Annotated in this window: 22 protein-coding genes; 11 read left to right on the top strand and 11 right to left on the bottom strand. The window is 63.0% G+C overall.

What is annotated here, in order from left to right:
- Positions 1-146 precede the first annotated feature (146 nt).
- From ACHMXK_RS05605 to ACHMXK_RS05620, 4 genes are all read right to left on the bottom strand, one after another.
- A complete protein-coding gene (locus tag ACHMXK_RS05605; protein ID WP_397438416.1) occupies positions 147-1,655 on the bottom strand; it encodes a DegQ family serine endoprotease in 1,509 nt (502 codons plus the stop codon).
- Positions 1,656-1,864: 209 nt separating this feature from the next.
- Entirely contained in the window at positions 1,865-3,250 is a 1,386-nt protein-coding gene (locus tag ACHMXK_RS05610; RefSeq protein WP_397438418.1) for a phospholipase D-like domain-containing protein, read from the bottom strand.
- Positions 3,251-3,316: 66 nt separating this feature from the next.
- Positions 3,317-4,693 (bottom strand): ATP-binding protein, encoded by a 1,377-nt coding sequence (locus tag ACHMXK_RS05615; protein ID WP_397438420.1) that lies wholly within the window; start codon positions 4,691-4,693, stop codon positions 3,317-3,319.
- Positions 4,694-4,812: 119 nt separating this feature from the next.
- Positions 4,813-5,472: a response regulator gene (locus tag ACHMXK_RS05620; RefSeq protein ID WP_397438422.1), complete on the bottom strand. Its 660-nt coding sequence runs from the start codon at positions 5,470-5,472 to the stop codon at positions 4,813-4,815.
- 201 nt (positions 5,473-5,673) lie between these two features.
- Between ACHMXK_RS05620 and opgC the strand changes: the two genes are divergently transcribed.
- Positions 5,674-6,831, top strand: a complete 1,158-nt coding sequence (opgC, locus tag ACHMXK_RS05625) for an OpgC domain-containing protein (protein WP_397438424.1) — start codon at positions 5,674-5,676, stop codon at positions 6,829-6,831.
- 29 nt (positions 6,832-6,860) lie between these two features.
- On the opposite strand, the gene argH is transcribed toward opgC, so the two are convergent.
- Entirely contained in the window at positions 6,861-8,267 is a 1,407-nt protein-coding gene (gene argH / locus ACHMXK_RS05630) for an argininosuccinate lyase (protein WP_397438426.1), read from the bottom strand.
- Between the two features lie 232 nt (positions 8,268-8,499).
- Between argH and ACHMXK_RS05635 the strand changes: the two genes are divergently transcribed.
- The 5 genes from ACHMXK_RS05635 to ACHMXK_RS05655 all read left to right on the top strand — a co-directional run bounded on the left by ACHMXK_RS05635 (position 8,500) and on the right by ACHMXK_RS05655 (position 14,014).
- A complete protein-coding gene (locus tag ACHMXK_RS05635) occupies positions 8,500-9,561 on the top strand; it encodes a sensor histidine kinase (RefSeq protein WP_397438428.1) in 1,062 nt (353 codons plus the stop codon).
- A complete protein-coding gene (locus tag ACHMXK_RS05640; RefSeq protein ID WP_397438430.1) occupies positions 9,558-10,301 on the top strand; it encodes a LytR/AlgR family response regulator transcription factor in 744 nt (247 codons plus the stop codon). The genes ACHMXK_RS05635 and ACHMXK_RS05640 overlap by 4 nt, the downstream gene beginning before the upstream one ends.
- A gap of 151 nt (positions 10,302-10,452) precedes the next feature.
- Positions 10,453-11,604 carry an AI-2E family transporter gene (locus ACHMXK_RS05645; RefSeq protein WP_397438432.1) on the top strand — a complete coding sequence of 384 codons (1,152 nt, stop codon included), beginning with the start codon at positions 10,453-10,455 and terminating at the stop codon, positions 11,602-11,604.
- 159 nt (positions 11,605-11,763) lie between these two features.
- On the top strand, positions 11,764-12,537 hold the full coding sequence (locus tag ACHMXK_RS05650) for a TerC family protein (RefSeq protein WP_397438434.1): 774 nt from the start codon (positions 11,764-11,766) through the stop codon (positions 12,535-12,537).
- Positions 12,538-12,631: 94 nt separating this feature from the next.
- Entirely contained in the window at positions 12,632-14,014 is a 1,383-nt protein-coding gene (locus tag ACHMXK_RS05655) for a sodium-dependent transporter (RefSeq protein WP_397438436.1), read from the top strand.
- Between the two features lie 87 nt (positions 14,015-14,101).
- On the opposite strand, the gene ACHMXK_RS05660 is transcribed toward ACHMXK_RS05655, so the two are convergent.
- Positions 14,102-14,776, bottom strand: coding sequence for an ATP-binding cassette domain-containing protein (locus tag ACHMXK_RS05660; protein ID WP_397438438.1), 675 nt, complete (start codon positions 14,774-14,776; stop codon positions 14,102-14,104).
- A gap of 90 nt (positions 14,777-14,866) precedes the next feature.
- On the opposite strand from ACHMXK_RS05660, the gene fabV reads away from it, so the two are divergent.
- Complete coding sequence (gene fabV / locus ACHMXK_RS05665) at positions 14,867-16,057, top strand: enoyl-ACP reductase FabV (RefSeq protein WP_397438441.1); 1,191 nt, start codon at positions 14,867-14,869, stop codon at positions 16,055-16,057.
- Positions 16,058-16,103: 46 nt separating this feature from the next.
- On the opposite strand, the gene ACHMXK_RS05670 is transcribed toward fabV, so the two are convergent.
- From ACHMXK_RS05670 to ppc, 5 genes are all read right to left on the bottom strand, one after another.
- The gene (locus tag ACHMXK_RS05670; RefSeq protein ID WP_397438443.1) at positions 16,104-16,583 is read right to left on the bottom strand and encodes a phasin family protein; all 480 of its coding nucleotides are present in this window, start codon (positions 16,581-16,583) and stop codon (positions 16,104-16,106) included.
- A gap of 255 nt (positions 16,584-16,838) precedes the next feature.
- Entirely contained in the window at positions 16,839-17,081 is a 243-nt protein-coding gene (locus ACHMXK_RS05675; protein ID WP_397438444.1) for a hypothetical protein, read from the bottom strand.
- Positions 17,082-17,106: 25 nt separating this feature from the next.
- Positions 17,107-17,538: an Hsp20/alpha crystallin family protein gene (locus ACHMXK_RS05680; protein ID WP_397438446.1), complete on the bottom strand. Its 432-nt coding sequence runs from the start codon at positions 17,536-17,538 to the stop codon at positions 17,107-17,109.
- A gap of 313 nt (positions 17,539-17,851) precedes the next feature.
- Positions 17,852-18,517, bottom strand: coding sequence for a peroxiredoxin (locus tag ACHMXK_RS05685; protein WP_397438448.1), 666 nt, complete (start codon positions 18,515-18,517; stop codon positions 17,852-17,854).
- Between the two features lie 253 nt (positions 18,518-18,770).
- Positions 18,771-21,641, bottom strand: coding sequence for a phosphoenolpyruvate carboxylase (ppc, locus tag ACHMXK_RS05690; protein WP_397438450.1), 2,871 nt, complete (start codon positions 21,639-21,641; stop codon positions 18,771-18,773).
- 81 nt (positions 21,642-21,722) lie between these two features.
- On the opposite strand from ppc, the gene hemC reads away from it, so the two are divergent.
- The 4 genes from hemC to ACHMXK_RS05710 are packed head-to-tail and all read left to right on the top strand — an operon-like array spanning position 21,723 to position 25,978.
- Positions 21,723-22,694, top strand: coding sequence for a hydroxymethylbilane synthase (gene hemC, locus ACHMXK_RS05695; RefSeq protein ID WP_397438452.1), 972 nt, complete (start codon positions 21,723-21,725; stop codon positions 22,692-22,694).
- Positions 22,691-23,512 carry a uroporphyrinogen-III synthase gene (locus tag ACHMXK_RS05700; RefSeq protein ID WP_397442451.1) on the top strand — a complete coding sequence of 274 codons (822 nt, stop codon included), beginning with the start codon at positions 22,691-22,693 and terminating at the stop codon, positions 23,510-23,512. Before hemC ends, ACHMXK_RS05700 begins: the two co-directional genes overlap by 4 nt.
- Positions 23,509-24,675: a uroporphyrinogen-III C-methyltransferase gene (locus tag ACHMXK_RS05705; protein WP_397438454.1), complete on the top strand. Its 1,167-nt coding sequence runs from the start codon at positions 23,509-23,511 to the stop codon at positions 24,673-24,675. Before ACHMXK_RS05700 ends, ACHMXK_RS05705 begins: the two co-directional genes overlap by 4 nt.
- Before the next feature lie 13 nt (positions 24,676-24,688).
- Positions 24,689-25,978, top strand: a complete 1,290-nt coding sequence (locus tag ACHMXK_RS05710; protein ID WP_397438456.1) for a heme biosynthesis HemY N-terminal domain-containing protein — start codon at positions 24,689-24,691, stop codon at positions 25,976-25,978.
- Positions 25,979-26,000: the final 22 nt, after the last annotated feature.

The following is a 26,000-nucleotide window of genomic DNA, read 5'->3' on the forward strand; positions in this document are numbered from 1 at the left end:
TTGTGATGGAAAAGGCCACGGTTGCTCCCTGTTAGGAGGCAAAGCGTAGCCGATTTGCAAGCGACTCAATTCGTAAACAGGCGCTTGGGCATGAAAAAAGGCGGGCCGCAGCCCGCCTTTTTTCATCTACCGGCGATGACAGGTCTTTAGCCCAGGTTGACCGGCACAAAAATCTTGTCATTGCCGCGCTGGATCAGCAGCGCCACGGATTTTTCTGCTTTGGCCACGGCTGCCCGCACCTGGTCGACATTTTTCACAGGCAAACCGTTGATGGAGATCAACACGTCGCCAGGCATCACACCGGCCAGGGCCGCCGGGCCGCTGGCTTGTTGCACAACCAGGCCATTGTCCAGGCCGGCTTCCTGCTTTTCTTCAGGTTGCAGCGGACGCAGCGCCAGGCCCAGCCGGCCTTGTCCTTGTGCTTCTTTCTTGCTGGCGACTTCGCTGGTTTTGTCGTTCGCATTGGCCAAGCGGGCGGTCAACGCCTTGGCCGTGCCCTGGCGCCAGATCTCCAGCGTCACGTTGTCGCCGGGGGCGGCCAGGCCTATCACGGCCGGCAGGTCGCCCGAAGACACGATGGGCTGGCCGTTGACCTTGCGGATCACGTCGCCGGATTGCAAGCCGGCCTTGTCGGCCGGGCTGCCTTTTTCGACGGTCGAGACCAATGCGCCTTCGGGCTTGTCGAGCTTGAAGGAGTCGGCAAAAGCCTGGTTGACTTCCTGCACCGCCACGCCCAGGCGTGCATGTTCGACCTTGCCCGTGGTCACAATCTGGTTCTTGATCTTGTTGGCGATGTCAATCGGGATGGCAAAAGACACCCCCTGGTAGCCGCCGCTGCGGCTGTAGATTTGCGAGTTGATGCCGACCACTTCGCCACGGGCATTAAACAGCGGCCCACCGGAGTTGCCGGGGTTGATGGCCACATCGGTCTGGATAAAGGGCACGGCGCTGTCGTCGGGCAGCGAGCGGCCTTTGGCGCTGACCACACCAGCGGTCACGGTGTTTTCAAACCCAAACGGTGAACCGATCGCCAGTACCCACTCGCCAACCCGGAGGTCGCTGGTTTTACCCAGGGTGACCACAGGCAGGTTTTTGGCGTCAATACGCAACACGGCGATGTCGGTTTTGGGGTCGGCACCCAGGACCTTGGCGCGGAATTCTCGGCGGTCGGTCAATTTGACAGTGACTTCCTTGGCACCCCTCACCACGTGGGCATTGGTCAGGATGATGCCGTCCGCGCTGACGATGAAGCCTGAACCCTGGCCACGTGTGGGCATTTCCTGCTGGCCACCACGTCCGGCGCCTGGCCTGCCCTGGCCTTGCTGGAAGCGTTTGAAGAATTCAAAGAAAGGATCGCCGGAGGGCGCGTCTTCATCGCCGTCGTCTTGCGCCAGCGGGGAGCCGTCTTTCACCTTGGTCATACCGGTCACGCTGATGTTGACCACCGCCGGGCCATAACGTTCGGTGATCTGCGAAAAGTCAGGCAGAGCCATGGGCGCGCTGAGAGCGCCCGTCGTATTGTTGGCCACGAGGGCGGGAGCTGCCATGGACGGGGTGTGCAAGACGTTGAACGCGCCCACACCGGCGCCACCAATGGCGCCGGCAGCCAGCAAGGCAAGCACCAGCGAGGTATTTTTCAAGGCTGCAGTTTTCATGGTGTTCATCCTTCAGTTGTGGGGCACACATCGGTGCCGATACCCATAACTATGAGGATGCAGTCTTAGGCGGGGCTTAAGCTGGTGCGCAAGCTTCCAAGCCTCTTAGGCCGTGTCCACTTCAATGCGAGAGTAGGCGCCCTGCCGCAGACAGTGCTTCAGCACGGCAAGGCAGGGCAACGACCTATCGTGTTGATGTGGGCGCAGCCTTAAATCTGGAAACCCAGCCAGCGCACCAGACCTTCGGCGGTGTCCCGCAGCAGCGAAGGCTGGGCTGGCCGGTGCAGCGGCAGGTCGTGGAAATGCCCGTCTATCCATTGCGTGACGGTGTTGACATCGTCGCTGGCGTAAAACGCCACCATCAGCTCGAAATTCAGGAACAGGCTGCGCGCGTCCAGGTTCAGCGAACCACACAGCGCCAAGGCGTCATCCACCACCACGGCCTTCGCATGCACCATGCCGGGAGCGAGCCGCACCTGGCCGCCGGCCGCCACCAGGTCGCGCAAGGCACGGGCACGCGCGATGTCGGCCAGCCTGTGGTTGGAGCGTGCCGGCACGATCAATTCCACCTGCACGCCGCGTCGTGCGGCCAGGCACAAGGCCGTCAGCAGGCTGTCGTCGGGCACAAAATAAGGCGTGACCGCCAGCACACGCCGTTCGGCACGGAACAAGGTGGTCAGCAGCAGTTCGTAGAACGTATCCTCGGCCTGGTCGGGGCCGCTGGGCACCAGTTGGGCCAAGTGTGGCTGCGTCCTGTCGGCGGCCGGTTGGGCTTGTTCCGGCCGCGCCTGGGTTTCGGGGCTTGAGTTGTCGTCGTCCCCTTTGGGTCCGCGGCTGTGGTGCCAGTGGCTGTTGAACAGGCCTTGGGCCTGCTCGGCCAGGACGCCTTCGAGCGTGAAACTCAAATCGATCCAGGGCGGCTGGTGAGGCTCGCCGCTGAAATATTCCGCCGCCAGGTTGCGGCCACCCGTCCACAGGTGCCGGCCGTCGGCGATGGCCAGCTTGCGGTGATTACGCAGGTTGACGCGACCGCGCAACGGGTTGTGCAGCAGCGGCATGAACCAGTGCACCTGTACACCAGCGGCGCGTAAATGGCGCACCTGGGCCTTGGACGTGCGCCAACTGCCCACAGCGTCCAGCAACAAACGGACACGAACGCCGGCGGCGGCCCGCTCTGCAAGCAATCGCGCCACGCGGCGGCCCAGCGCATCGTTGCCGAGGACAAAAGTGCAGATGTCCAGTTGCTCCCGGGCGCTGCTGATCAGCGCGGCCAGCCCTTCCCAGGCGGCCTGACCATCGGCATGAAAGTGGACTTGCCGGCTGGCAGCCGCTGGGGCCAGACCCATGCCGGCCAGTGTGGCGATGGCGCAGGCTTGCAGTCCGTCATCGTAGGGACGCAGGGCGGGCCCGACGCCTTGCACGGCGTGCGAGGGGCGCGCAAATTTCCGCGTGCCCAGCACCAGGAACAAGGGCAGGCCCACATAGGGCAGCAGGGCAATGATCAACACCCAGGCCAGTGCGGCGGACGGGTGGCGACGCTGGCCGCCGGTGTGGGTGCCTACCGCATAGACCAGCAGGCCGGCTAGGACAAACACAAAATGGGAAACAAGGGCAAGAGGAAGCAAAAGGACTACCCCGTGGTGGTGGTCAACGCCCTCATGCTAACCGGCTGCGGCCACGCCTGGCGCCACATCCATGCAGACCTCCACACGCAAGCCACCCAGACGAGGTGATTGGTCCAGTCGCAAGGTGGCGCCATGCCGGTCGGCAATGGTTTTGACTATCGCCAGCCCCAGACCGCTGCCGGACGCCAGGGCCACATCGCTGGCGCGGTAAAAACGGTCAAACACGCGCGCGCGGTCTTCTGCGGCTATGCCGGGGCCGCTGTCATCAATCGCCAGAATGCATTGGCCGGCGGGTCCGCTACCCGCGGACGCCAGTTGCAGCGACACATCAACGCGGCCCGACGCGGGTGTGTATTTGACGGCGTTGTCGAGCAGGTTGCGCAACATCATGCGCAGCGCCTCGCGTTGCCCATTGACCAGCACCGGCTGCGCCGAGGTGTCTTCCCCCAGGCCCAGGTCGATGTGTTTGCGCACGGCCTGCGGCAAAACGTCGGCCACGGCCAGCTTGATCACTTCCTGCAGATCAACAGGCGCGTCGGCGGTTTGATGCTGCGCCGTGCTGGCTTCTTCGCGTGCCAACACCAGCAATTGCTCCACCAACCGGATGGCCCGGTCTATGCCCTGGTTCAGGCGGGCGATACCAGCCTCGCGGTCGGCGGGAGTGTCGTCCGTGCGGCGCAAGGCCTGCGCCTGCAGTTTCAGCGCCGTGAGCGGGGAGCGCAACTCATGCGCGGCATCGGCCACAAAGGTCTTCTGGGCATCGAAGGCGCTGCGTACCCGGTCGAAAAGCAGGTTCAGTTCCTCCACCAGGGGGCGCACTTCGTCGGGCAAACCCTCGTCGGCGAGCGGTGAAAAATCATCAGCGGCCCGGCCGGCGACCTGGCGCCGCGCGCGTTCTATCGGGGCGAGAGACTGGCTGATGACCCACCAGACCACCAGCATCAACAAGGGCGTGAGCAGGGCGAAGGGCAACACGGCCCGTGCCGCGAGCGCACGGGCGCGTGCCGTGCGGGCGTTGAGGTCCTGCGCGATCTGCACGGTTTGCGTGGGCGTTTGCAGCGTGTACACGCGGTAGCGGTTGCCATGGGCCTCCACATCCGAAAAACCAAGTACCGCGCGTGGTGGCAAGGCCGAGCGGGTGGATCGAAAAATCTGGGTGCCGTCCTGCCCCCAGATTTGCACGAAGAGGTCAAAGCCCGAGTCGTCCGCGCTCTCAGGCAGGGCCGAACCCAGCGGGATGCCACTGCGCAGCGAACGGGCCATTTGCTGCAGGTGATCGTCAAACATCGCGTCGGCTTGTTGCAGCGCGCCGCGGTAGGCGGTGGTGGCCTGCAGCACGGCCGCCAGCAAAATGGCGGCCAGCACAAACCAGAGCAGCCGTCGGCGTAAGGAATGAGCCCCCACGCTCGGCACTGCGTGTCCTTCGCTGCCCCCCGAGGGGGCGCTGCGCCTGCGGCCCGGCGAAGCCGGTTCCGCGGCCCTGGCTGGTGTGGGCTCCGGGGCGGTGTCGGCGTCTGGGCCTGTGGGACGTGTCATTCTTTGGGGACCAGGTAGCCCAAGCCGCGCACGGTCTGGATGATGTCGTTACCGAGTTTTTTGCGCACGCCGTGAATATAGACCTCCACCGCATTGCTGCTGACATCGTCTTTCCAGCTGAAGAGTTTTTCTTCCAGCTGGGTCCGCGACAGCACCACACCGGGACGGGCCAGCAGCGGTTCGAGCACGGCCCATTCGCGGGCTGACAGCGACACCGGCTGGCCGTTGAGGCTGGCTTCGCGGGTGGCCGGGTTCAGGCTCACGCCCTTGTGTTCAAAGGCCGGTTCGGCCCGACCCGCGCTGCGGCGTATCAGGGCACGGATACGCGCCAGCAGTTCGTCGGTGTCATAAGGTTTGACGACGTAATCGTCAGCGCCGGCGTCCAGGCCGGCAATCCGATCGCCCACGGCATCCCGCGCCGTGGCAATCAGCACCGGGGTGGTGTTGCGCCTGGCCCGCAGCGAACGCAAGACCTCCAGCCCGTCGCGTTTAGGCAGACCGAGGTCTAGCAGCACCAGGTCGTATTTTTCGCTGGCGAGGGCCGCATCGGCCATGCTGCCGTCGCGCACCCAGTCCACGGCATAGTGTTCGGCACGCAGCACGTGCAGCACGGTTTCGCCAATCATGGCGTCATCTTCAACCAGTAACAGGCGCATGGAGATTCCTTGAAGTCACCCAGTGTGACGCGTACAGCTTAGGCGAGGCTTAGTATTTTCGTGGATGGCGCTGCTCACAGCTTGAGTGGCGCAATTTGCAGTCGCCAAGCTCCTTGGCTCGGATAGGCGTCGCTGCTTGGGAGTGCTTCGTACAATAAGCGCTTTACCCGCGCCACCACGGCCGCTGCTTCAACCACTGACATGACCCGACGCTGGGAGCTAGACGCACTTCGGGGACTGATGCTGGTCCTGATGACCCTCACCCATCTGCCCACGCGCCTGAGTTCGCCGTTGGGGCAGCCCTTCGGCTTTGTCTCGGCCGCCGAAGGTTTTGTGCTGTTGTCGGCGTATATGGCCGGCATGGTGTACACCCGCATGGCGCGCAAAAAAGGGATAGAGGCCATGCGCGCTGCCTTCTGGCGCCGTGCCTTGAAGGTGTACGCCTGCCATGCGGCGATGCTGGTGTTCCTGTTCACCGTCATTGCCGCCGTCGGCCTGCGGATTGACCAGCCCGCGGTCAAGGACCTGATGTCGTTTTATCTGGCGCACCCCGCGACGGCGCTGTTCACCGGCTTGCTGCTGATTTATTCACCGCCGCTGCTGGACATCCTGCCGATGTACATCCTCTTCATGCTGGTCAGTCCCTGGCTGCTGGCGCATGCGCTGCGGCGTGGCTGGTTCTGGATCGTGGCGGGGAGTGTGCTGGTCTGGGGGCTGGCCCAGTGGGGCCTGGGACTGTGGGTTTACCAGGCCACGGTGGCCGTGACCGGTTTGAGCGTGCCGTTTCACGAAACCGGCTCGTTCGCGACCTTTTCCTGGCAGCTGTTGTGGGTGCTGGGCCTGTGGATGGGGGCCGGCCGATCGGCCGAGGCGGCCAGTCCGCTGGTATTTCCGCGCTGGGTCATGGTGCTGGCGGTGCTGGTTGCGGTGGTGGGCTTCATCTGGCGCCACCATGGCGAAGGCGGGCAGGCGGCTTTCGGGGGCAATGACGGTTTGAACCTGCTCTTTGACAAATGGTTGCTGGGGCCGCTTCGCCTGCTCGACCTGTTGGCGCTGATGGCCGTCGTCATGCATTTCGGTCCCTGGCTCAAGGCGCGGGTGGGGCGCTTGCGCTGGCTGGAAACCCTGGGCGCGGCCTCGCTGCCAGTGTTCTGCGCGCACCTGATGATTGTGTTGCTGGTGCTGGCGATCTGGGGCGCCAACCCGTATGCCCATGCCTGGTGGGTCGATGCAGCGCTGTTGCTGGGCTGTTTCGTCTCGCTTTACGGGGTGGCCAGAGTCTCGTTACGGCTGAACCGCCTCCAGCGCCCGAGGGCCGGGCCTGCCGAGTCTTTTTTGCCGGGTAGCCCGCCGCATTGAGGGGCAGCCTTGCCCCCTCGTCAGACGTTTTACAGCCGCGCGCGGTGTCGCGCAATTTGTGCCCGCACCTGGGCCGGCGCGGTGCCGCCCAGGATGTTGCGGGCGTTGAGTGAACCGCGCAGGCTCAACACGTCGTAAACGTCTTTTTCGATTTTTGGGTTGAATTGCTGCAACACCGCCAGTGGCAGCTCCGACAGGTCGACCGCGTGTGAAATGGCGGCTTTCACAGCGTGCGCCACGGCTTCATGGGCGTCGCGGAAGGGCAAGCCCTTCTTGACCATGTAGTCGGCCAGGTCGGTGGCGGTGGCATAACCCTTGAGGGCGGCCCGTTCCATGGCTTCGGGTTTGACCGTGATGCCGCCCACCATTTCAGCAAAAATGCGCAGCGTGTCTTTGAGGGTGTCCACGGTGTCGAACAGTGGCTCCTTGTCTTCCTGGTTGTCCTTGTTGTAGGCCAGGGGCTGGCCTTTCATCAAGGTGATCAGGCCCATCAGGTGACCGACGACACGGCCGGTCTTGCCACGTGCGAGTTCGGGGACGTCGGGGTTTTTCTTCTGCGGCATGATGGACGAGCCGGTGCAAAAACGGTCGGCGATGTCTATGAAGCCAAAACTCTGGCTCATCCACAACACCAGCTCTTCGCTCAGGCGGCTGATGTGCACCATGGCCAAGGAGGCCGCGGCGGTGAATTCAATTGCAAAGTCGCGGTCGCTCACGGCGTCCAGGCTGTTCTGGCAAACCTGGGGTTGGCCTTTGTCATCAACCATGCCCAGGGTTTTGGCGACGCGTTCGCGGTCCAGCGGGTAGCTGGTGCCGGCCAGGGCGGCCGCGCCCAGTGGCAGACGGTTCACGCGTTTGCGCACGTCCAGCAGACGTTCGGCGTCGCGCGCGAACATCTCGACATAAGCCAGCATGTGGTGGCCAAAACTGACGGGTTGCGCCACCTGCAGGTGGGTAAAACCCGGCAGGATGACCTCGACGTTTTTCTCGGCAATATCCACCAACGCTTTTTGCAGGTCGACCAGCAGGCCGCCTATCAGGTCGATCTCGCCGCGCAGCCACAGGCGCACGTCGGTGGCGACCTGGTCGTTCCTGGAGCGGCCGGTGTGCAGGCGTTTGCCGGCATCGCCGACCAGTTGGGTCAGGCGCGCTTCGATGTTCAGGTGCACGTCTTCCAGGTCCAGCTTCCATTCAAAGGCGCCGGATTCAATCTCGCTGGTGATTTGCGCCATGCCTTTTTTGATGGACGCGTGATCCTCCGCCCCAATGATTTTTTGCGCGGCCAGCATTTCGGCATGCGCCAGCGAACCGGTGATGTCGGCCTGCCACAAGCGTTTGTCAAAAAACACGCTGGCGGTGTAGCGTTTGACCAGGTCGCTCATGGGTTCGGAGAACAGGGCGGACCAGGCTTGGGATTTTTTGTCGAGTTGGCTCACTTCAGGCTTTCTTTGGGGGTGCCGCTGCCGGCATCACGGGCGCGGTGCCGGGGGCAGGGCGCTTAATTTGCGGGTAAGTAGGGGTTTGGCGCCGGTTTTAAGGCGGCCGCTGGTGCAATACTAATGACCTTGATTTTATCTGTGTGCCCGGCGGGCTGAAATACCCGGCTTCAAACGGTAACAAAGCTGCCCTGCGAAACCCCCCAAGAACAAACCGCCAGCCCCTTTATTCATGAGCCTTCCGTCCGACCTATCTTCTTTTGACGAGTCTTCGGTGCTGGGCGGTCTCAGCCAGACTGAGGACGCGCCAGCCCGGCGGCCGGCGCGTGTCAATGTCTTCGATGCCTGCAATGTTGGGGTGGTGCTGCGGGCGGTCTTGTTTGTGGAGGCGGTGGTCGGTGTGGGCGCCATGTTCAGCGCCGGCCAGTTTACCGAGTGGTTGCTGCGGTTTTCCCTGCTGACCGGCGGTGTGCTGCCGGCCACACTGGCCTGGCTGATTGCCGCCTGTGTGCTCAAGGCTTACCTGGCCCGGCTGCGCAAGGCTTTTCAGTGGGTGGCCGGCATTGGCCTGGGCGCCCTGGCGGGCCTGTACGGCTGCGGCCTGCTGGTCATGATGGGTTTGCTGGATCCGGCGCCCTGGTGGGCCAGCGCCGCCGCCGGGGCCTTGTTGTCGTCGGTGCTGGTGGCCGGCCTGGTCTGGCGCGCCAAGGCGCGCACGCCGGCCGCGACCGCGGCGCGGCTGGCCGAGCTGCAGTCGCGCATCCGGCCGCATTTTCTATTTAATACGCTCAACAGCGCCATCGCCCTGGTGCGGGCCGAGCCGGCCAAGGCCGAGATGGTGCTGGAAGATCTGGCCGAGCTGTTTCGCCACGCGCTGGCCGACGCCACCGAATCGGTGACTTTGGGGCAGGAAATCGAGCTGGCGCAGCGTTATATGGCGATTGAGCAGATCCGTTTCGGCGAGCGCCTGCAGGTGTCGTGGAGCCTAGACCCTGAAGCCAATCCGGCGAAATTGCCGCCTTTGCTGTTGCAGCCACTGGTGGAAAACGCCGTGCGCCATGGTGTGGAGCCCAGCGCGGCGGGTGCGCAGGTCAAAATCTCGACCACACGCCGGGGCAGTCTGGTGGTGCTCAAGGTGACGAATTCCACGCCGGCCGGCGTGGGCGAACGCGGCCACGGGCTGGCGCTGGCCAATGTGCGTGAACGCCTGGCGCTGCTGCATGATGTGCAGGCGCAGTTCAAGACGGTGTTCAAGGACGGTGTGTTCCAGGTGAGGATGGAGATTCCCCTATGACGGCAACCCTCAGGGCATTGATTGTGGATGACGAGGCGCTGGCGCGTTCGCGCCTGCGTACCTTGCTGGGCGACTGCACGGCGCCGGCCGCCACGGTGGCCGCCGAAGCCGCTCACGCGGTGCAGGCCATGGACGCGTTACGCCGTGAGAACTTTGACGTGGTGCTGCTGGACATCCGTATGCCAGGCGCCGACGGCATGAGCTTGGCGCAAGCCATTGCCAGCCTGCCGCAGCCGCCGGCGGTGGTGTTTGTGACGGCCCATTCCGAACACGCGGTGCAGGCTTTCGAACTCGAAGCTGTGGACTACCTGACCAAACCGGTGCGGCTGGAGCGCCTGCAGCAGGCGCTACAAAAAGTGGAGCGGCTTGTGCAGGCCGTTAAAGGGCTGCAGTCTGATTTGACTTCCGAGCACCTGGTGATTCAGGATCGCGGCCGGACCGAACGGGTGCCGCTGACCGAGGTGTTGTACCTCAAGGCCGAGCTGAAATACGTCACCGTGCGCACCGCCGGCAAAAGTTACATCCTGGACGGTAGCCTGAACGAGCTGGAAGAACGTTACCCGCAGTTCATGCGTATCCACCGCAACGCGCTTGTGGCGCGCCGCGCCGTGCGCGCCCTGGAAAAACATTTTGACCCCGAAGAGGGCGAAGGCTGGGCGTTGCGGCTCAACGGCATTGACGATTTGCTGGCGGTGTCGCGGCGCCAGCTCAGTGCGGTGCGGGACGCCATTGCTGGCTGACATCGGACCCTGACAGCGCGGCCGCTGCTGCGTTTCGGTGCAGGCGTCCTACAGCGTGGGCGCCGATTTTCGGCTTGAATGAAGCCTTGCTTACGTTGAGGGCCAGCCCGCCTTGGCTGCGGCTGCCCCCAGAGCTTGACAAGGACTTTGCATGACCGAAGAAGACGCTGCTCCTGCACCACTGACGGAGCCTGACCCGGCACGGGTGCTTTTGCACATGCCGGTGGACATCCGGAATATGTCGCTGATCGTGCTGGCCTTGCTGGCCGGCCTGTTTGTACTGCATTGGGCCAAGGCGGTGTTTATCCCGGTCATGCTCAGCGTCTTGTTCAGCTACGCACTCTCGCCGGTGGTGAACTGGCTGGAGATCAAACGTGTGCCGCGCTGGCTGGGCTCGGCGGTGTTGCTGCTGGCGATCTTGAGCGCGATGGGCTCGACCGCGTATTCGCTCAGCGACGAGGCGGCGCAGTTGCTGGAGTCGCTGCCGGCGGCGGCGCAGAAGTTCAGGCAAACCGTGAAAACGCGCGGCAAACCGGACGGTGCGCTGGAAACCATGCAGAAAGCCGCGTCGCAAATTGAGCAGGCCGCGCAGGAGAGTGCCACCGCCTCAGGCCCCAGCCGCGGCACGCTGCGGGTGGTGGTCGAGCCTTCGCGTTTTAACGTGAAGGACTATTTGTGGACAGGCACCATAGGCCTGCTGGCCCTGGCCGGCCAGACCACGGTGGTGGTTTTCCTCACTTACTTTCTGATGCTTTCGGGCGATACCTTTCGCCGCAAGCTGATCAAGCTGGCCGGGCCCAGCCTGAGCAGCAAAAAAATCACCCTGCAGGCCCTGCAGGAAATCACCGGCCAGATCCAGCGTTACCTGCAGGTGCAGCTGTTGACCAGCGCGCTGGTGGGTGTGTTGACCTGGCTGGCGTTGCTGGCCATCGGGCTGGACAACGCGCCGGTCTGGGGCATAGCGGCCGGTGTGTTCAACCTGGTGCCTTATGTAGGTTCGCTGATCACGGCGGCGGCTTCGGCCCTGGTCGGTTTTTTGCAGTTTGGCTCGCTCAACATGGCGCTGATGGTGGGCGGCGCCTCGCTGCTGATCCACGCCATTGTGGGCAACCTCATCACGCCCTGGCTGACCAGCCGGGCCAGCCGCCTGAGCCCGGTGGCGGTGTTTGTCGGGCTGCTGGCCTGGGGCTGGCTCTGGGGTGTCTGGGGCCTGCTGCTGGGCATTCCCATCATGATGATGGTGAAGTCCGTGTGTGACCGCGTCGACGACCTGAAGCCGATTGGTGAGTTTCTTGGGTCCTAGATGGCCCCCACGCTTGTCGCTTCGCGTACTGCGCTGCCCCCCGAGGGGGCCGCTGCGCCTGCGGCCCGGCGAAGCCGGTTCCGCGGCCCCGGCTGGTGTTGAACTCCAGCGGGCGCTAACATGGCCGCGCTAGATCAATGAAAAGAAAGAACTCAGACCATGATGGAACTGCTGACCGACCCGCAAGCCTGGATTGCCTTTGGCACGCTCACCGCGCTGGAGCTGGTGCTGGGCATTGACAACATCGTTTTCATTTCGATTCTGGTCGACAAGCTGCCCAAGGCGAAGCAGGCGCTGGCCCGGCGCATTGGTCTGTTCATGGCCATGTTCATGCGTATCGGCCTGTTGCTGGTGCTGTCGTGGATCGTTGGGTTGGTGGCGCCGCTGTTCACCGTGCTGAACCAGGAGATCTCCGGGCGCGATCTGATCCTGATTGCCGGCGGCCTGTTCCTGATCTGGAAAAGCACGGGCGAAATCCACCAGTCGCTTGAAGGCGAGGAGGGCCACGCCTCCAGCGCCGTCAAGGCCACTTTCACCGCGGTGATCCTGCAGATCATGGTGGTGGACATGGTGTTTTCGCTGGACTCCATCATCACGGCCGTCGGCATGGTGGACGAACTGGCGGTGATGATTGCCGCGGTGATCGCCTCGGTCGCCATGATGATGCTGTTTGCCGGCGCCATTGGCCGTTTTGTGTCCGAACACCCGACCATCAAGATGCTGGCCCTGTCTTTCCTGGTGGTGGTTGGTGTGGTGCTGATTGCCGAAGGCTTTGACCACCATGTGCCCAAGGGCTACATTTATTTTGCGATGGCTTTTTCCATCGGGGTGGAGATGCTCAACATCCGCATGCGCAAACGTATGGGCAAACCGGCGCACCTGCGGGCGCCTTATGCCGCCGACGAAGGGACAGTCGCCCTGCGGCCGGAGTAGGCAGTTTGTGATTCATTTCGGCTCCTAGCCCTTATACTGCGGTCGCTAACAGCTATATATTTGATAGTGTGTAAGCCCATCTAAAAAGACCGCTATGACCCGCCCAACCCAGACGCCATCCCCAACCGGCCTGAAGCGGGCCGGTTTTAGCTCTGGTTTTGGCGTGCTGGCCGCCACCCTGGGCTCGGCGGTCGGCCTGGGCAATATCTGGAAGTTTCCCTACCTGACAGGGGCCAACGGCGGCGCGGGTTTTTTGCTGGTCTATCTGCTGGCGACCTTGCTGATCGGCCTGCCGGTGATGATGGCCGAGATCACGCTGGGCCGCACCGCCAAGGCCAACCCCATCTCCACCCTGCAAGCCCTGACACCCAACCGCCAGCCCTGGTGGCTGATAGGCGTGGCCGGCATGCTGGCCGCTTTTTTGATCCTGTCTTTCTATTCCGAAGTCGTGGCCTGGGTGTTTGCCTATGTGTTCAAGGCGCTACGCGGCTCCATTCTCAGCAGCGATCCGCAGGTGACCGAGGCCGCGTTTAACGCCTTGATCAGCGACCCGCTGCAAGCGTTGTTGTGGCAGTGGGGCGTGTTGCTGTTCATAGGTGGCATCTTGCTGATGGGCGTGACCAAGGGCATTGAGGCCTTGACCAAAAAACTGATGCCGCTGTTGTTCCTGCTGCTTTTGCTGCTGTGTGCGGTCAGCCTGTCGCTGGACAAGGCCATGGAGGGCCTGGCCTTTCTCTTCAAACCCGACTTCAGCAAAATGAGCGCGACCGTGGTGCTGACGGCCATGGGCCTGGCTTTTTTCAAGCTCTCGCTGGGCATGGGCACCATGATGACCTATGGCAGCTATTTCCGCGACGACCAGAACATTCCGCAGACCACCTTCCGGGTCATGAGCGCGGATTTGTGTGTGTCCATGCTGGCCGGTATCGCCATTTTTCCGGCGGTGTTCACCTTTGGTTTTGCACCGGCCGCGGGGCCGGCGCTGGTGTTTATCACCATTCCGGCGGTGTTTTCGCAGATCCCGGCGGGCCAGGTGTTGATGGTGGTCTTTTTTGTGCTGGCGGCCGTTGCGGCCACAGGCGCCATGTTGTCGATGATGGAAGTGCCGGTGCTGATCCTGCACGAGCGCTGGGGCCTGTCGCGTCCCAAGGCCACCTTGCTGACCCTGTTGCTGCTGGTGCTGATGGGCTCGGGTTGTGCGTTGAGCAACAGCACGCTGGCCGACTTCAAGCTCTGGGGTCTGAACCTGTTCGATTTGTTTGATGTGGTGTCATCCAACATCCTGCTGCCGATAGGCGGGATTTTTATCACCCTGTTTGTTGGCTGGGTCTGGGGCTTTGACAAGTTCCGGCAGGCACTGAGCAATCACGGTCAGTTGCACAATGAAAAACTGGTGCGCGCCGTGTTTTTCCTGCTGCGTTATGTCTCGCCGCTGCTGATCCTGATCGTGATGCTCAAGGGGCTGAACGTTTTTTAGGGAAATACGGATTTCTTAAATAAAAAGTTCCTGTAGCCCTTATCCGACGGACGCAATAAGCTATTTATTTGATAGCGTTTGGCGAACTCAATCGCCGAGATCCATCAGGCCGCTCAGGCGCACTTCGCGGGGCGCCTCGTAATCCGCGACCATCCACGCGCGTGCGGGGTGATCCGCCGCCTCTTGTAGCAGCCCCAGTACAAACCCGATGGAGGCCTTGTCCAGCGCGGCAAAAGGCATGTCCAGCAAGGTGAGCGCCGCGCCCGACGCAAAGGCCGCAGCCAGCCAGACCTTGCGTTTGGAACCCGTGGACAACATGTAAAGCTGCTTGTCCATCTGCGGCGCCAGGGCCAAACCTTCGATCAAGGCCTTCAGCATCTGCTCATCAAACCCGGGATAAAAACCGCGCTGAGCCTCAAGGTATTCCAGTGGCGTCATCTGATCGAAGGCATCGGTTCGCGGGTCCACCCAGAACAGTTGCTGCCGGTAGGCCGGCGCCTGATCCAACAAACCGATGCCCTGGATCTGCAAGCGCCCGGCGTCGGCGGGCAAGGCCCCCGCCAGCAGGCGCAGCAAGGTGGTTTTGCCACGCCCGTCACCGCCACGCACCAGGCTCACGCCGGGCGAGATGGACGCCGACCAGTCGGCAAACAAGGTGCGCTCCGGGTAAGCAAAACACAGGCCCTCGACGTGAAGGATGGCGGGCAGGGCTGGGTGTCTGGTGTCGGGTTGCTGCGGCTGGGTCATGCCCATATTGGACATGAATTTGGCATCTCAATCGCCTTGCTTACAATGTTTGAAGTCTCTTGTGCCTCTTCATTGCAGGCTTGGCATCTCACCAGCGAACTTATCATGATCATCAAACCCCGCGTGCGTGGCTTCATCTGTGTCACCACCCATCCCACGGGCTGCGAAGCCAACGTCAAGCAGCAAATCGACTACGTCCAAGCCCAAGGCGCCATCGCCGGCGGCCCCAAGAAAGTCCTGGTGCTGGGCGCGTCGACCGGCTACGGCCTGGCCGCGCGTATCACCGCAGCCTTTGCTTGCGGTGCTGACACCTTGGGTGTGTTCTTCGAGCGCCCAGGCAGCGAAAGCAAACCCGGTTCGCCCGGCTGGTACAACACCGCCGCTTTCCATCGTTTTGCTGCGGACAAAAACCTGTATGCAAAGAGCATCAATGGCGACGCTTTTTCCGACGAGATCAAGCAAAAAACCATAGCCCTGATCAAGCAGGACCTGGGCCAGGTGGACCTGGTGGTCTACAGCCTCGCAGCGCCTCGGCGCACCCACCCCAAGACCGGCGAGGTTTTCAACTCGACACTGAAACCCATTGGCAAGGCGGTCAATCTGCGCGGCATAGACACCGACGCCGAAGTTGTCAAAGAGACGGTGTTGCAGCCGGCCACGCAGGAAGAAATTGACAACACGGTGGCCGTGATGGGCGGTGAAGACTGGCAGATGTGGATAGACGCGTTGCAGGCAGCCGGTGTGCTGGCCGATGGCGCCAAGACCACTGCGTTCACCTACCTGGGCGAACAAGTCACCCGTGACATCTACTGGAACGGTTCCATCGGTGCTGCCAAGAAAGATCTGGACCAAAAAGTGCTGGGTATCCGCGACGGCCTGGCGGCCAAGGGTGGCGACGCGCGTGTGTCGGTCCTGAAAGCTGTGGTCACGCAAGCCAGCTCCGCCATTCCCATGATGCCGCTTTACCTGTCGCTGCTGTTCAAGGTCATGAAAGAGCAGGGCACCCACGAAGGCTGCGTCGAACAGGTCTACGGGCTGTATGCCGACAGCCTGTATGGCGCTGCGCCGCACCTGGACGAGGAAGGCCGGCTGCGCGCGGATTACAAGGAACTCGCGCCAGCGGTGCAGGCCCGCGTGCAGGAACTCTGGAACCAGGTCACCAACGAGAACCTCTACGAACTCACCGATTTCGCCGGCTACAAGACCGAATTTTTACGCCTCTTCGGCTTCGCGGTCGACGGGGTGGACTATGAGGCCGACGTGAATCCCGACGTGGCGATTCCCAACCTCGTCTAGGTTTGGGCTGTGGATGGTCCGGCCCTGCGCAGCCCATAGCGGTCGCTCAGTGCTGCGTGCTGGCCTCGTTGGCCTGGTTGGCCGAACCGTTCAGCGAATTGTATAAAACCGATTGCCAGGCCTCGAGTGCTGGCTTCAGGCCATTCTCGGGTGCTGTCTGGAGCACTTGACTGGCGCAAGCCGCCATGTCGACCTGTGTCTGGATCATGGCGGCAGCTAACTGCTGCCAATACTGCGTCGCGCCTTGCAGGTTAAAACGCATCAAATCCGCCTGAATGGCCAGCAAGTCGGAGGGTTCGCTCTGACTGCGCAGTTTTTGCGCGATTGCCTCATGGTGCAAGGCCGCATCATGCGCGGCTTGCTGCTGGATTTTTCGCATGGCTTCGGAACCACGGAAGACAGCACAAGCGCTTTCAGTCGCCAGAACAAGCTGTTGATGACCAAAATCGGCCAGCAGGTTCCAGGGTGCCGTTCCGGCGCTTGCGGCCTCGTTGGACGAGGCGGCGCGGGAGGATTTCGTACTCATGGGGACTCCTTTCTGGGTAGTCGGTTGCATCGTGGGGTCAGGCAGCTGCGCCAGGTTTCCATCGGGAACGCCATGGCTTGTGCCGCCTATTTTCTGGTGGGCAGGCGTTGGGTTCTGGAATGAAGCCAGCCATCGGCGGTAAGGGAATCAGCAGTCGTTTGCGCCCGGTTGAGTGAGGCTCCCGTGGCCATGAACCAGTTGCCTGTAACGATTGAGTCGAAAGCGCCCTAGACAGGGAAAAGTTCATTCCCTTTTCTACGCCACAGGCCACTCGTCCATCTCCCCTGGCGCCATGTCCAGACTGTCTTCAAGGACCTCCCAGCCGCGCCGGGTAATTCGTGAAACGACTGCGTAGTGATCCTCGCCATGTCGCACTGGAAGGACGGCTTCCACATAACCCGAAGCCGTCAGGCTCCTTAGCTGATCGATATCGTAAGAATTCGTGATGTTGATCGGCAGCTTTCGGCTGGCGATCACCCTCAAGAAATGCGTTGACACAAGCGCCTCTCCTTTGCTTTAACTCTTAATGCACGGTGATTCGTTTGGCCTCGGTTGAGGCCTTCTTGGGCAGCGCCAATGTCAGCACGCCATCGACGTATTTGGCGTCCACCTTGGTGCTGTCAACGTCCTGAGCAAGGCTGAAGGTGCGCGAGAGGCTGCCCCAATAACGCTCGCTGCACAGGACTTTGTCGCCTTGCCCCTTGGTCTCCTTGCTTCGACTGACCTCGGCGTCAATTTGCACCACGTTTCCATCAATGCGCACGCTGATGTCTTCCTTGCGCACGCCGGGTATGTCGGCCTTGACTTCATAGGCGTCGTTCTTTTCAGAGATATCGACACGCATTATTCTTAGCGCCGGAGCGTCATTTTCCAGCGCAAGAGGAGAAAAGAAGCGACGCAAGGCCGAGTCCAAGGTGTCACCAAATACAGGATCCAGCATACGAAGATTGTTCATGATGGCTCTCCTTTTTGGGCTAAATAGTTTTCTACGATCTCCTTTGGCAGTCAAGCCTCAGAAGCAATGGGTAACCACGGTTGCCTTGTCTGACAGTCATGGGGGCATGTATAAAAACACAAAAAAATTGAGGCGCCGGTTGTGTGGCGAATCTTCCTGCCCCCGTACCTGGGGCGCATCTGCTCCGTCCGAGGACGCGCCTGGGAACTGCCGCAAGGCGGGCAGGGCGGAAAAAGCCCGTGATGGGCATTGCGCTGTGCCCGCGTCAGGGCTCCCAGCAGGAACGACTGGCCGCTTAAAGGGGCGATTTGCTCTAAACCCCTGTGGGTTGCTTGACAATGCGCAAGTAAGGTTTGGGGGCCTTCCAGCCTTCCGGGAACAGCTTTTTGGCGTCGTCGTCGGATACCGAGCCTGCGATGATCACGTCTTCGCCCTGTTTCCAATTCACTGGCGTGGCCACCTTGTGTTTCGCGGTCATTTGCATGGAGTCGAGCACGCGCAGAATCTCGTCGAAGTTGCGGCCGGTCGTCATCGGGTAGGTCATCATGAGTTTGATCGTTTTGTCGGGGGCGATGATGAAGACCGAGCGGACCGTGGCGTTGGTGGCGGCCGTGCGGCCTTCCGATGTGCCAGGCTCCGCGGCGGGCAACATGCCGTAGAGCTTGGCTACCGCCAGGTCGGTGTCACCAATCAACGGATACTGGGGCCGGTGGCCCTGGGTCTCCTCAATGTCTGCGGCCCAGCGTGCGTGGTTGTCCACCGGGTCCACCGACAGGCCGATCAGTTTGCAGTTGCGGCGGGTGAACTCGGGCTCAATCTTCGCCATGTAGCCGAGTTCCGTGGTACAGACCGGTGTGAAATCTTTCGGGTGAGAGAACAGGATTGCCCAGCTGTCCCCGATCCATTGGTGAAAGTGGATACTGCCCTGGGTGGTTTCGGCAGTGAAGTCAGGGGCGATGTCGTTGATGCGCAAGGACATGATTACTCCTTCAGCGCCTGCGGGTTGGCAGCGGCAACGCCACGGCGCTCTGGGGCGTGGCCGCATTAAAAATTTTAGCGATGAACTCGCCGCAAGTCGAGGCAACGCATCCTTCATCCCTAGCGTTGTTAATGAGATTGGCGCAACCCATGTTGACAAGATTTGACCACGCAGACCTGTCACCGGCACGGGGTGAGACGGTATCCACCTCAGTTTCTATACCGAGAGTTCGATATCTCAGTGGGTGCCGACATCAACCGGTGTTGCGCAAGCCCGCCGCAATGCCGTTGATCGAAATATGAATGCCGGTTTGCACCCGCTGGTCGGCCTGGCCGCTGCGGTAGCGCCGCACCAGCTCGACCTGCAAATGGTGCAGCGGATCGATGTAGGGAAAGCGGTGGCGGATGGAGCGTTGCAGCGCCGGGTTGTTGGCCAGGCGTTGTTTGTCGCCGGTGATCAGCGCCAGGGCTTCCGCCGTGCGGTGCCACTCGGTTTCAATCGCGCTGAAAATTTTCTTGCGCAGACGGGCATCACTCACCAGGTCGGCGTAACGCGAAGCCAGCGCCAGATCGCTTTTGGCCAGCACCATGTCCATGTTGCTCAGCAGGGTGCGAAAGAACGGCCACTGCTTGTACATTTTTTGCAGCAAGCCCAAGGCTTCCTTGCGGCTGGCGGGTGTGCCGCCCTGGTTCAGCATTTGTTCAATCGCCGCGCCGAAACCGTACCAGCCGGGCAGGGTCAGGCGGCACTGGCCCCAACTGAAGCCCCAGGGGATGGCGCGCAGGTCTTCGATTTTTTGCGAGGCCTTGCGCGAAGCCGGGCGCGAGCCGATGTTGAGTTCGGCAATTTCGCGTATCGGTGTGGCGCTGAAAAAATACTCGGTGAAACCGGGGGTTTCGTAAACCAGCGCGCGGTAAGCCGCCATGCTGGCTTGCGACAACTCGGCCGCCATCTGCAAAAAGGCCTTGGTCGCCGGTTTGGTCGGTTGCAGCAGGGTGGCTTCCAGGGTGGCGGCGACCAGGGTTTCCAGGTTGCGCCGGCCGATTTCGGGGTTGGCGTATTTGGAGCCAATCACCTCGCCCTGTTCGGTCAGGCGGATTTGTCCGCGCACCGTGCCCGGTGGTTGCGCCAGGATGGCCTGGTAGCTCGGGCCGCCGCCGCGGCCCACGGTGCCGCCGCGGCCGTGGAACATGCGCAGCTGGATGTTGTGTGAATTGGCCAGCTGGTCAAAGAGTTCGACCAACGCAATCTCGGCGCGGTACAGCTCCCAGTTGCTGGTGAAAATGCCGCCGTCCTTGTTGCTGTCCGAGTAGCCCAGCATGATGTCCTGCTCGGCGCCGCTGCGTTGTACCTGTTGGGCCATGCCGGGCAGCGCATAAAACTCGCGCATGATGGGCGCGGCATTACGCAGGTCTTCAATCGTTTCAAACAGCGGCACCACGATCAGGTCGTGGGTCGCGCCGTTGTCCAGCGTGCCGTGCATCAGCCCGACCTCTTTTTGCAGCAGCAACACTTCCAGCAAGTCACTGACGGTTTCGGTGTGGCTGATGATGTAGTGGCGTATGGCCTGCAGACCAAAACGCTGGCGCATGAGCTTGGCGGTTTCGAAAATCGCCAGCTCGCCCTGGGTATGGGCCGAATACGTGGTGCTGATCACGCGCAGCGGCCTGGCGTCGTTGAGAAGTTTCAGCAGCAGTTCGCGTTTGGCCATCTCGTTCAGGCCCGCGTAGTTGGCTTCAATCCGCGCGACGGCCAGCAGCTCGGCGACCACTTCTTCATGTTTGTCCGAGCTTTGGCGCAAGTCCACCGTGGCCAGGTGAAAACCAAACACCTCGACCGCGCGTATCAGCGGGTGCAGGCGTTGCGCGACCAGGGCGCCGCCGTGGTTGGCGTGCAGCGAGGCGGCAATTGTGCGCAGGTCGAGCAGAAATTCTTCGGCCGTCAGGTAGGCGTTTTGCGGTGCCACGGCGTGGCGTGCCGCGTCGCCGCCGGTCAGGTCTTTGAGGGTGGCGGCCAGCCGCGCGTAGACACCGGTCAGTGCGCGGCGGTAAGGCTCGTCCAGCCGGTGTTCGCTGATGTCGGGCGAACTTTCGGCCAGGGCCCGCATCTCGGGCGTGAAGTCCACCAGCATGGCGGACTGCGACAACTCGCCGCCCAGGTAATGCACCTCGGTCAGGTAATGGCGCAACGCGACATCGGCCTGGCGGCGCAAGGCGTAGTCCAGGGTGTCGGCGCTGACGTTGGGGTTGCCGTCACGGTCGCCGCCTATCCACTGGCCCATGCGCAAAAAGCTGTGCACCGGCTGGCTGCCGAGTGCGCGCTCCAGGTCCGCATACAGCTTGGGAATTTCGCGCAGAAAAGTCGACTCGTAATAACTCAGCGCGTTTTCAATCTCGTCAGCCACGGTGAGTTTGGAAAAACGCAGCAGCCGGGTCTGCCACAGCTGCATCACGCGGGCGCGTAATTGCGCCTCGTTGGCGGCCAGCTCGCGCGGGGTCAAGGCGTCGCGCGCGGCGTTCACCGCCAGCGCGTGGGACTTGATCTCGTCGCGCGCGGTCAGCAACTGGGCGATGTCGCGTTCGGCATCCAGAATACTTTTGCGTTGCACCTCGGTCGGGTGGGCGGTGAGTACCGGCGAGACATACGCATGCGCCAGGGTGTTGGCAATGGTTTTGGGCGAGATGCCGGCCCAGCGCAGACGGGCCAAGGCGACTTCGATGCTGCCTTCCTGGGTATCGCCGGCGCGTTCATGGATGGCGCGGCGCCGGATGTGGTGCCGGTCTTCGGCCAGGTTGGCCAGGTGGCTGAAATAGGTGAAGGCGCGTATCACGCTGACGGTCTGGTCGCCCGACAGGCCTTTGAGCAGTTTTTTCAGCGACTTGTCGGCTTCCGGGTCGGCATCGCGGCGAAACGTCACCGACAACTTGCGCACCTGCTCGATCAGCTCGTAGGCGGCCACACCTTCCTGCTCGCGGATCACGTCGCCCAGGATGCGGCCCAGCAGGCGGATGTCTTCGACCAGCGGCCGTTCATTGTCCTTGGCGCGGGCGCGTGGGCGCTCATTGTTCTGAGGAGTCCCCGCTGGCTGGTCTTTAGTGGGCTTCACGCGCGCAGTCGTCACCATGGTTTCACCTTTTGTTGGCTCTTGTATTGCAGTGCAGCATGCTAGCATTCGGGAACCCCCTTAGATACGAACAGGTTACGAGTGCGCGCAGATTCCCCCATCCCCCCCCACGTTGTGATTGCCACCCGCGAAAGCCGGCTGGCGCTGTGGCAGGCCGAACATGTCAAAACCCTGCTGGAGACCCGCCTGGGCTGGCGCGTCAGCCTGCTGGGCATGACCACCCTGGGCGACCAGATCCTGGACCGCTCGCTGAGCAAGGTCGGCGGCAAAGGTTTGTTTGTTAAGGAACTGGAAGTGGCGCTCAGCGAAGGGCGGGCCGATCTGGCCGTGCATTCGTTAAAAGACGTGCCCATGGACCTGCCCGAAGGTTTTGCGCTGGCCTGTGTGCTGGAGCGCGAAGACCCGCGTGATGCGCTGGTGTCCAACGATTTTTCCTCGCTGGCCGAGTTGCCGCCGGGCGCTGTGGTGGGTACCTCCAGCCTGCGCCGCCTGGTGTTGCTGAAAAGCCTGCGGCCCGACCTGAAGATTGAACCCTTGCGCGGCAACCTCGACACCCGGTTGCGCAAGCTGGACGAGGGCAAATACGCCGCGATTGTGCTGGCTGCCGCTGGTTTGAAACGGCTGGGCCTGGCGTCCCGCATTCGCCACGCCTTCGAGCCGGAGCAGATGTTGCCGGCCGCCGGCCAAGGCGCCCTGGGTATTGAGGTGCGGGCCGACCGCCAGGACTTGATCGATGCGCTGGCCACGCTGGCGCACCAGCCGACCTGGCTGGCCGTGACGGCCGAACGCACGGTGTCGCGCGCCATGGGCGGCAGTTGCTCCATGCCGCTGGCGGCGTTTATCCGCGCGCCGCAAGTCGAGGGCGAGATGCGGCTGGAAGCCGCCTGGGGCGAGCCCGGCCCCGATGGCCAGGGCAGCAGCCAGCCGCTGGTGCGCGCCGAGCAACAGGCGGTGGTGCGGACCTTTGCCCAGGCCGAGGCCTTGGGCGAGCAGGTCGCAGCCTCGCTGCGCGCCGGTGGCGCGGTTTGGGCCAGCAACACCCCGGTGGTTTGACCCCCGTGCGTATCATCGTCACCCGGCCCGAGCGTGATGCCCGCCGCTGGGTGCAGGCCTTGCAGCAACTGGGCCTGCAGGCCGAGGCGCTGCCGCTGATACAGATTGCCGCCTTGCCGGAAGACCAGGGCCTGCAGCAGGCCTGGCGCGAGATAAATTCGTATGCCGCGCTGATGTTTGTCAGCACCAATGCGGTGGAACATTTTTTTGCATCAGATCAGGCTCCAGCCCATAGGGAGCGGGTGCAAGCAGCTATGAATGTTGTAGCGACTGATCCATCTGGCGGGCCGCGCTTCATGGCCCCTGGACCGGGCACCGTGGAGGCCTTGCTGGGCGCAGGCGTGCCGGCCGGGCGGATTGATGCGCCGGCGGCCGATGCCCCTCAGTTTGACTCCGAAGCCTTGTGGGCGCAGGTGGCCAGCCGCCCGTGGCAGGGCCGGCGCGTGTTGATCGTGCGCGGGCAAAGCCCGGGCGCTGAGCAACAGGCCGGCGGCAATGGTCGCGACTGGCTGGCGCAACAACTGCGGGCGGCCGGTGCACAGCTCGAATTTCTGTCGGTTTACCAGCGATGCGCGCCTGTATTCACGGCGCCGCAGCGGCAGCGGATGCTCACTGCTGCCGGTGACGGCTCGGTCTGGCTGTTCAGCAGTTCCGAAGCGGTGGGCCACCTGCCGACTCAGGATTGGTCGCAGGCCCGCGCCATCGCCACCCACCCGCGTATTGCCGACGCCGTGCGTGCGGCGGGCTGGGGTGTTGTTATCGAGTCACGCCCGGCGCTGCGCGACATCGTGGCCTCGATAGAATCAATACCACCATGAGCGACAGCGATTCCACCCCCACCCCACTGCCCACGCCCCCCGCGGAGCGCGTGGACGAGCGGGCTGCGGGCCTGGCGCCTGAGTCCGGCCCACCCGCCAGCGGCTGGCTGGTGCCCAAGCCCTGGGCCTTGCTGACCCTGTTGCTGGCCGCCATGGGCTTGTTGTTCAGCGCCTTGTTGTGGCAAAAGTTGGGTGCCATCCAGGAAGAACTGGCGCGGCGCAGCAGTGATGCGACGGCGCAATCGATTGAAGCCCGCACCTTGGCACGGCAGGCGCAGGAAGGTTCGCACGAGCTGACCAGCCGCCTCACCGTGCTGGAAACCCGGCTCAGCGAAGTCAGCCTGCAGCGCACCCAGCTCGAAGAACTGATGCAAAGCCTCTCGCGTTCGCGCGACGAAAACCTGGTGGTGGATGTCGAATCGTCCTTGCGCCTGGCCCAGCAGCAGGCCCAGCTGACCGGCAGCGCCGAGCCCATGCTGGCGGCGCTCAAATCGGCCGACCAGCGCCTGGCACGGGCCGCGCAGCCGCGCCTGAACCCCTTGCAGCGAGCCATTGCCCGCGACGTGGAACGTATCAAGGCCACCACGGTGACCGATGTGCCCGGCCTGCTGCTCAAACTTGATGAATTGACGCGGCTGGTGGACGATTTGCCACTGGCCAACGACATGTTCACAGGCCCTGGCGCCCGCCCGGTCGCAGCCCCCGCAAGCCCCGCCGCGCCCGCACCGGCGCGTGCCGCGTCCGCCCCGGCGACCTCCGACAATGCGGCGCTGGCGCTGCTGGACCGCCTGGCGCTGAAAGACTGGTGGCAGCGCACCTGGCAGGGCGTGCGCGATGAAGCGCGTGGTTTGCTGCGTGTCAGCCGGATTGACCAGCCCGACGCGGCCTTGCTGGCGCCCGAACAGTCATTTTTCCTGCGTGAAAACATCAAGCTCAAACTGCTCAATGCACGCCTGGGCCTGTTGTCACGGCAAACCGCCAGCGTACGCGCCGACCTGGCCGGCGCCGGTGCGCTGATGGGCAAATATTTTGATCCGGCCTCGCGCAGAACGCAGGCGGCCCTGCAGTTGTTGCAACAGGTGCAAAACCAGACCAAGTCCACCGAGCTGCCGCGCCTGGACGAAACCCTGGCTGCGCTGGCCACCGCGGCCGCGGGCCGCTAGGCAGGGGATTACCATGCGTGGCGCACTTTGGCTTCTGGCCCTGTTTGGCATTGCGGTGGCGGTGGCCCTGGTGGCCGGCAACAACCAGGCGGTGGTCACGCTGTTCTGGCCGCCGCACCGCATCGACATTTCCTTCAACCTGCTGGTCTTGCTGTTGGCCGGTTTCTTCACGCTGCTGTATGTGGCGCTGCGTGCGGCCTCGGCGGTGTTTTCCCTGCCGGCGCAAGCCAGGCGCTGGCGTGCCCAGCAAAAAGAACGCGCCATGTACGCCGCCTTCATGGATGCGCTGTCGCACCTGATGGCCGGGCGTTTTATCCGTTCCACCAAACTGGCGCAAAACGCCCTGGTGCAGGAAAAAAGCCTGAGCCAGCTGGCGCAAACCTCCAGCGATGTCAGCAGTTACAACGCCGCACGCGCGACCCAGCTCCGGCTGCTGGCGCATTTGCTGGCGGCTGAAAGCGCGCAGGCGCTGCAGAACAAGCCCTTGCGTGACGAACATTTGCAGCAGGCGCTCGAAAAAAGCACACATCACAGTGCCCAGGAAACCCGCGAAGGCGTGCAACTGCGTGCCGCACGCTGGGCGCTGGACGACCGCGACCCCGCCGCAGCGCTGGAGTTGCTGGGCCAGATGCCGCAAGGCGCGTCACGCCGCACCCTGGCCCTGCGCACCAAGCTGCGCGCCACGCGGCAGGCCGGGCAAACCTTGCAGGCGCTGGAGACGGCGCGTTTGCTGGCCAAACACCGCGCGTTTTCGCCGGACGCCGCGCAAAGCCTGGTGCGCGGTCTGGCGCTGGAATTGCTGGGCGCGGCGCATGACCCGGCGCAGCTGCAGACCGCCTGGTCTTCGCTGGACGCCACCGAACGCGCCATGCCCGAGCTGGTGATTCATGCCGCCTCGCGCCTGATGGCCTTGCAGGGCGACGCCGACCTGGCCCGCTCCTGGTTGTTGCAAATCTGGGAGCCGGTGATGCAGCCGCGCTCTGACATCGGCGACAAACAACGCATCAAACTGATCCAGGTGCTGGAAGCTGGGCTGGACTCGATCGACTCGGCCTGGCTGGCGCGTATCGAAACCGCGCAGCAGCAGCGCCCACGTGATGCCAATCTGCAGTACCTCGCGGGCATGGCCTGCCTGAAGCGCCAGCTCTGGGGCAAGGCCCAGCAACTGTTGTCCCAGGCCTCGCTGGCCTTGCAGGATGCCGGTTTGCACCGCAATGCCTGGCGGGCGCTGGCGTTGCTGGCCGAGCAGCGGGATGATGCGTCGGCGGCTGCGTTGGCTTACAAGCGGGCGGCTGAGGCTTAGTTTCTGCTGCCCCATTCGTGGG

Source organism: Polaromonas sp. UC242_47 (genome assembly GCF_044452385.1).
Taxonomy (GTDB): domain Bacteria; phylum Pseudomonadota; class Gammaproteobacteria; order Burkholderiales; family Burkholderiaceae_C; genus Polaromonas.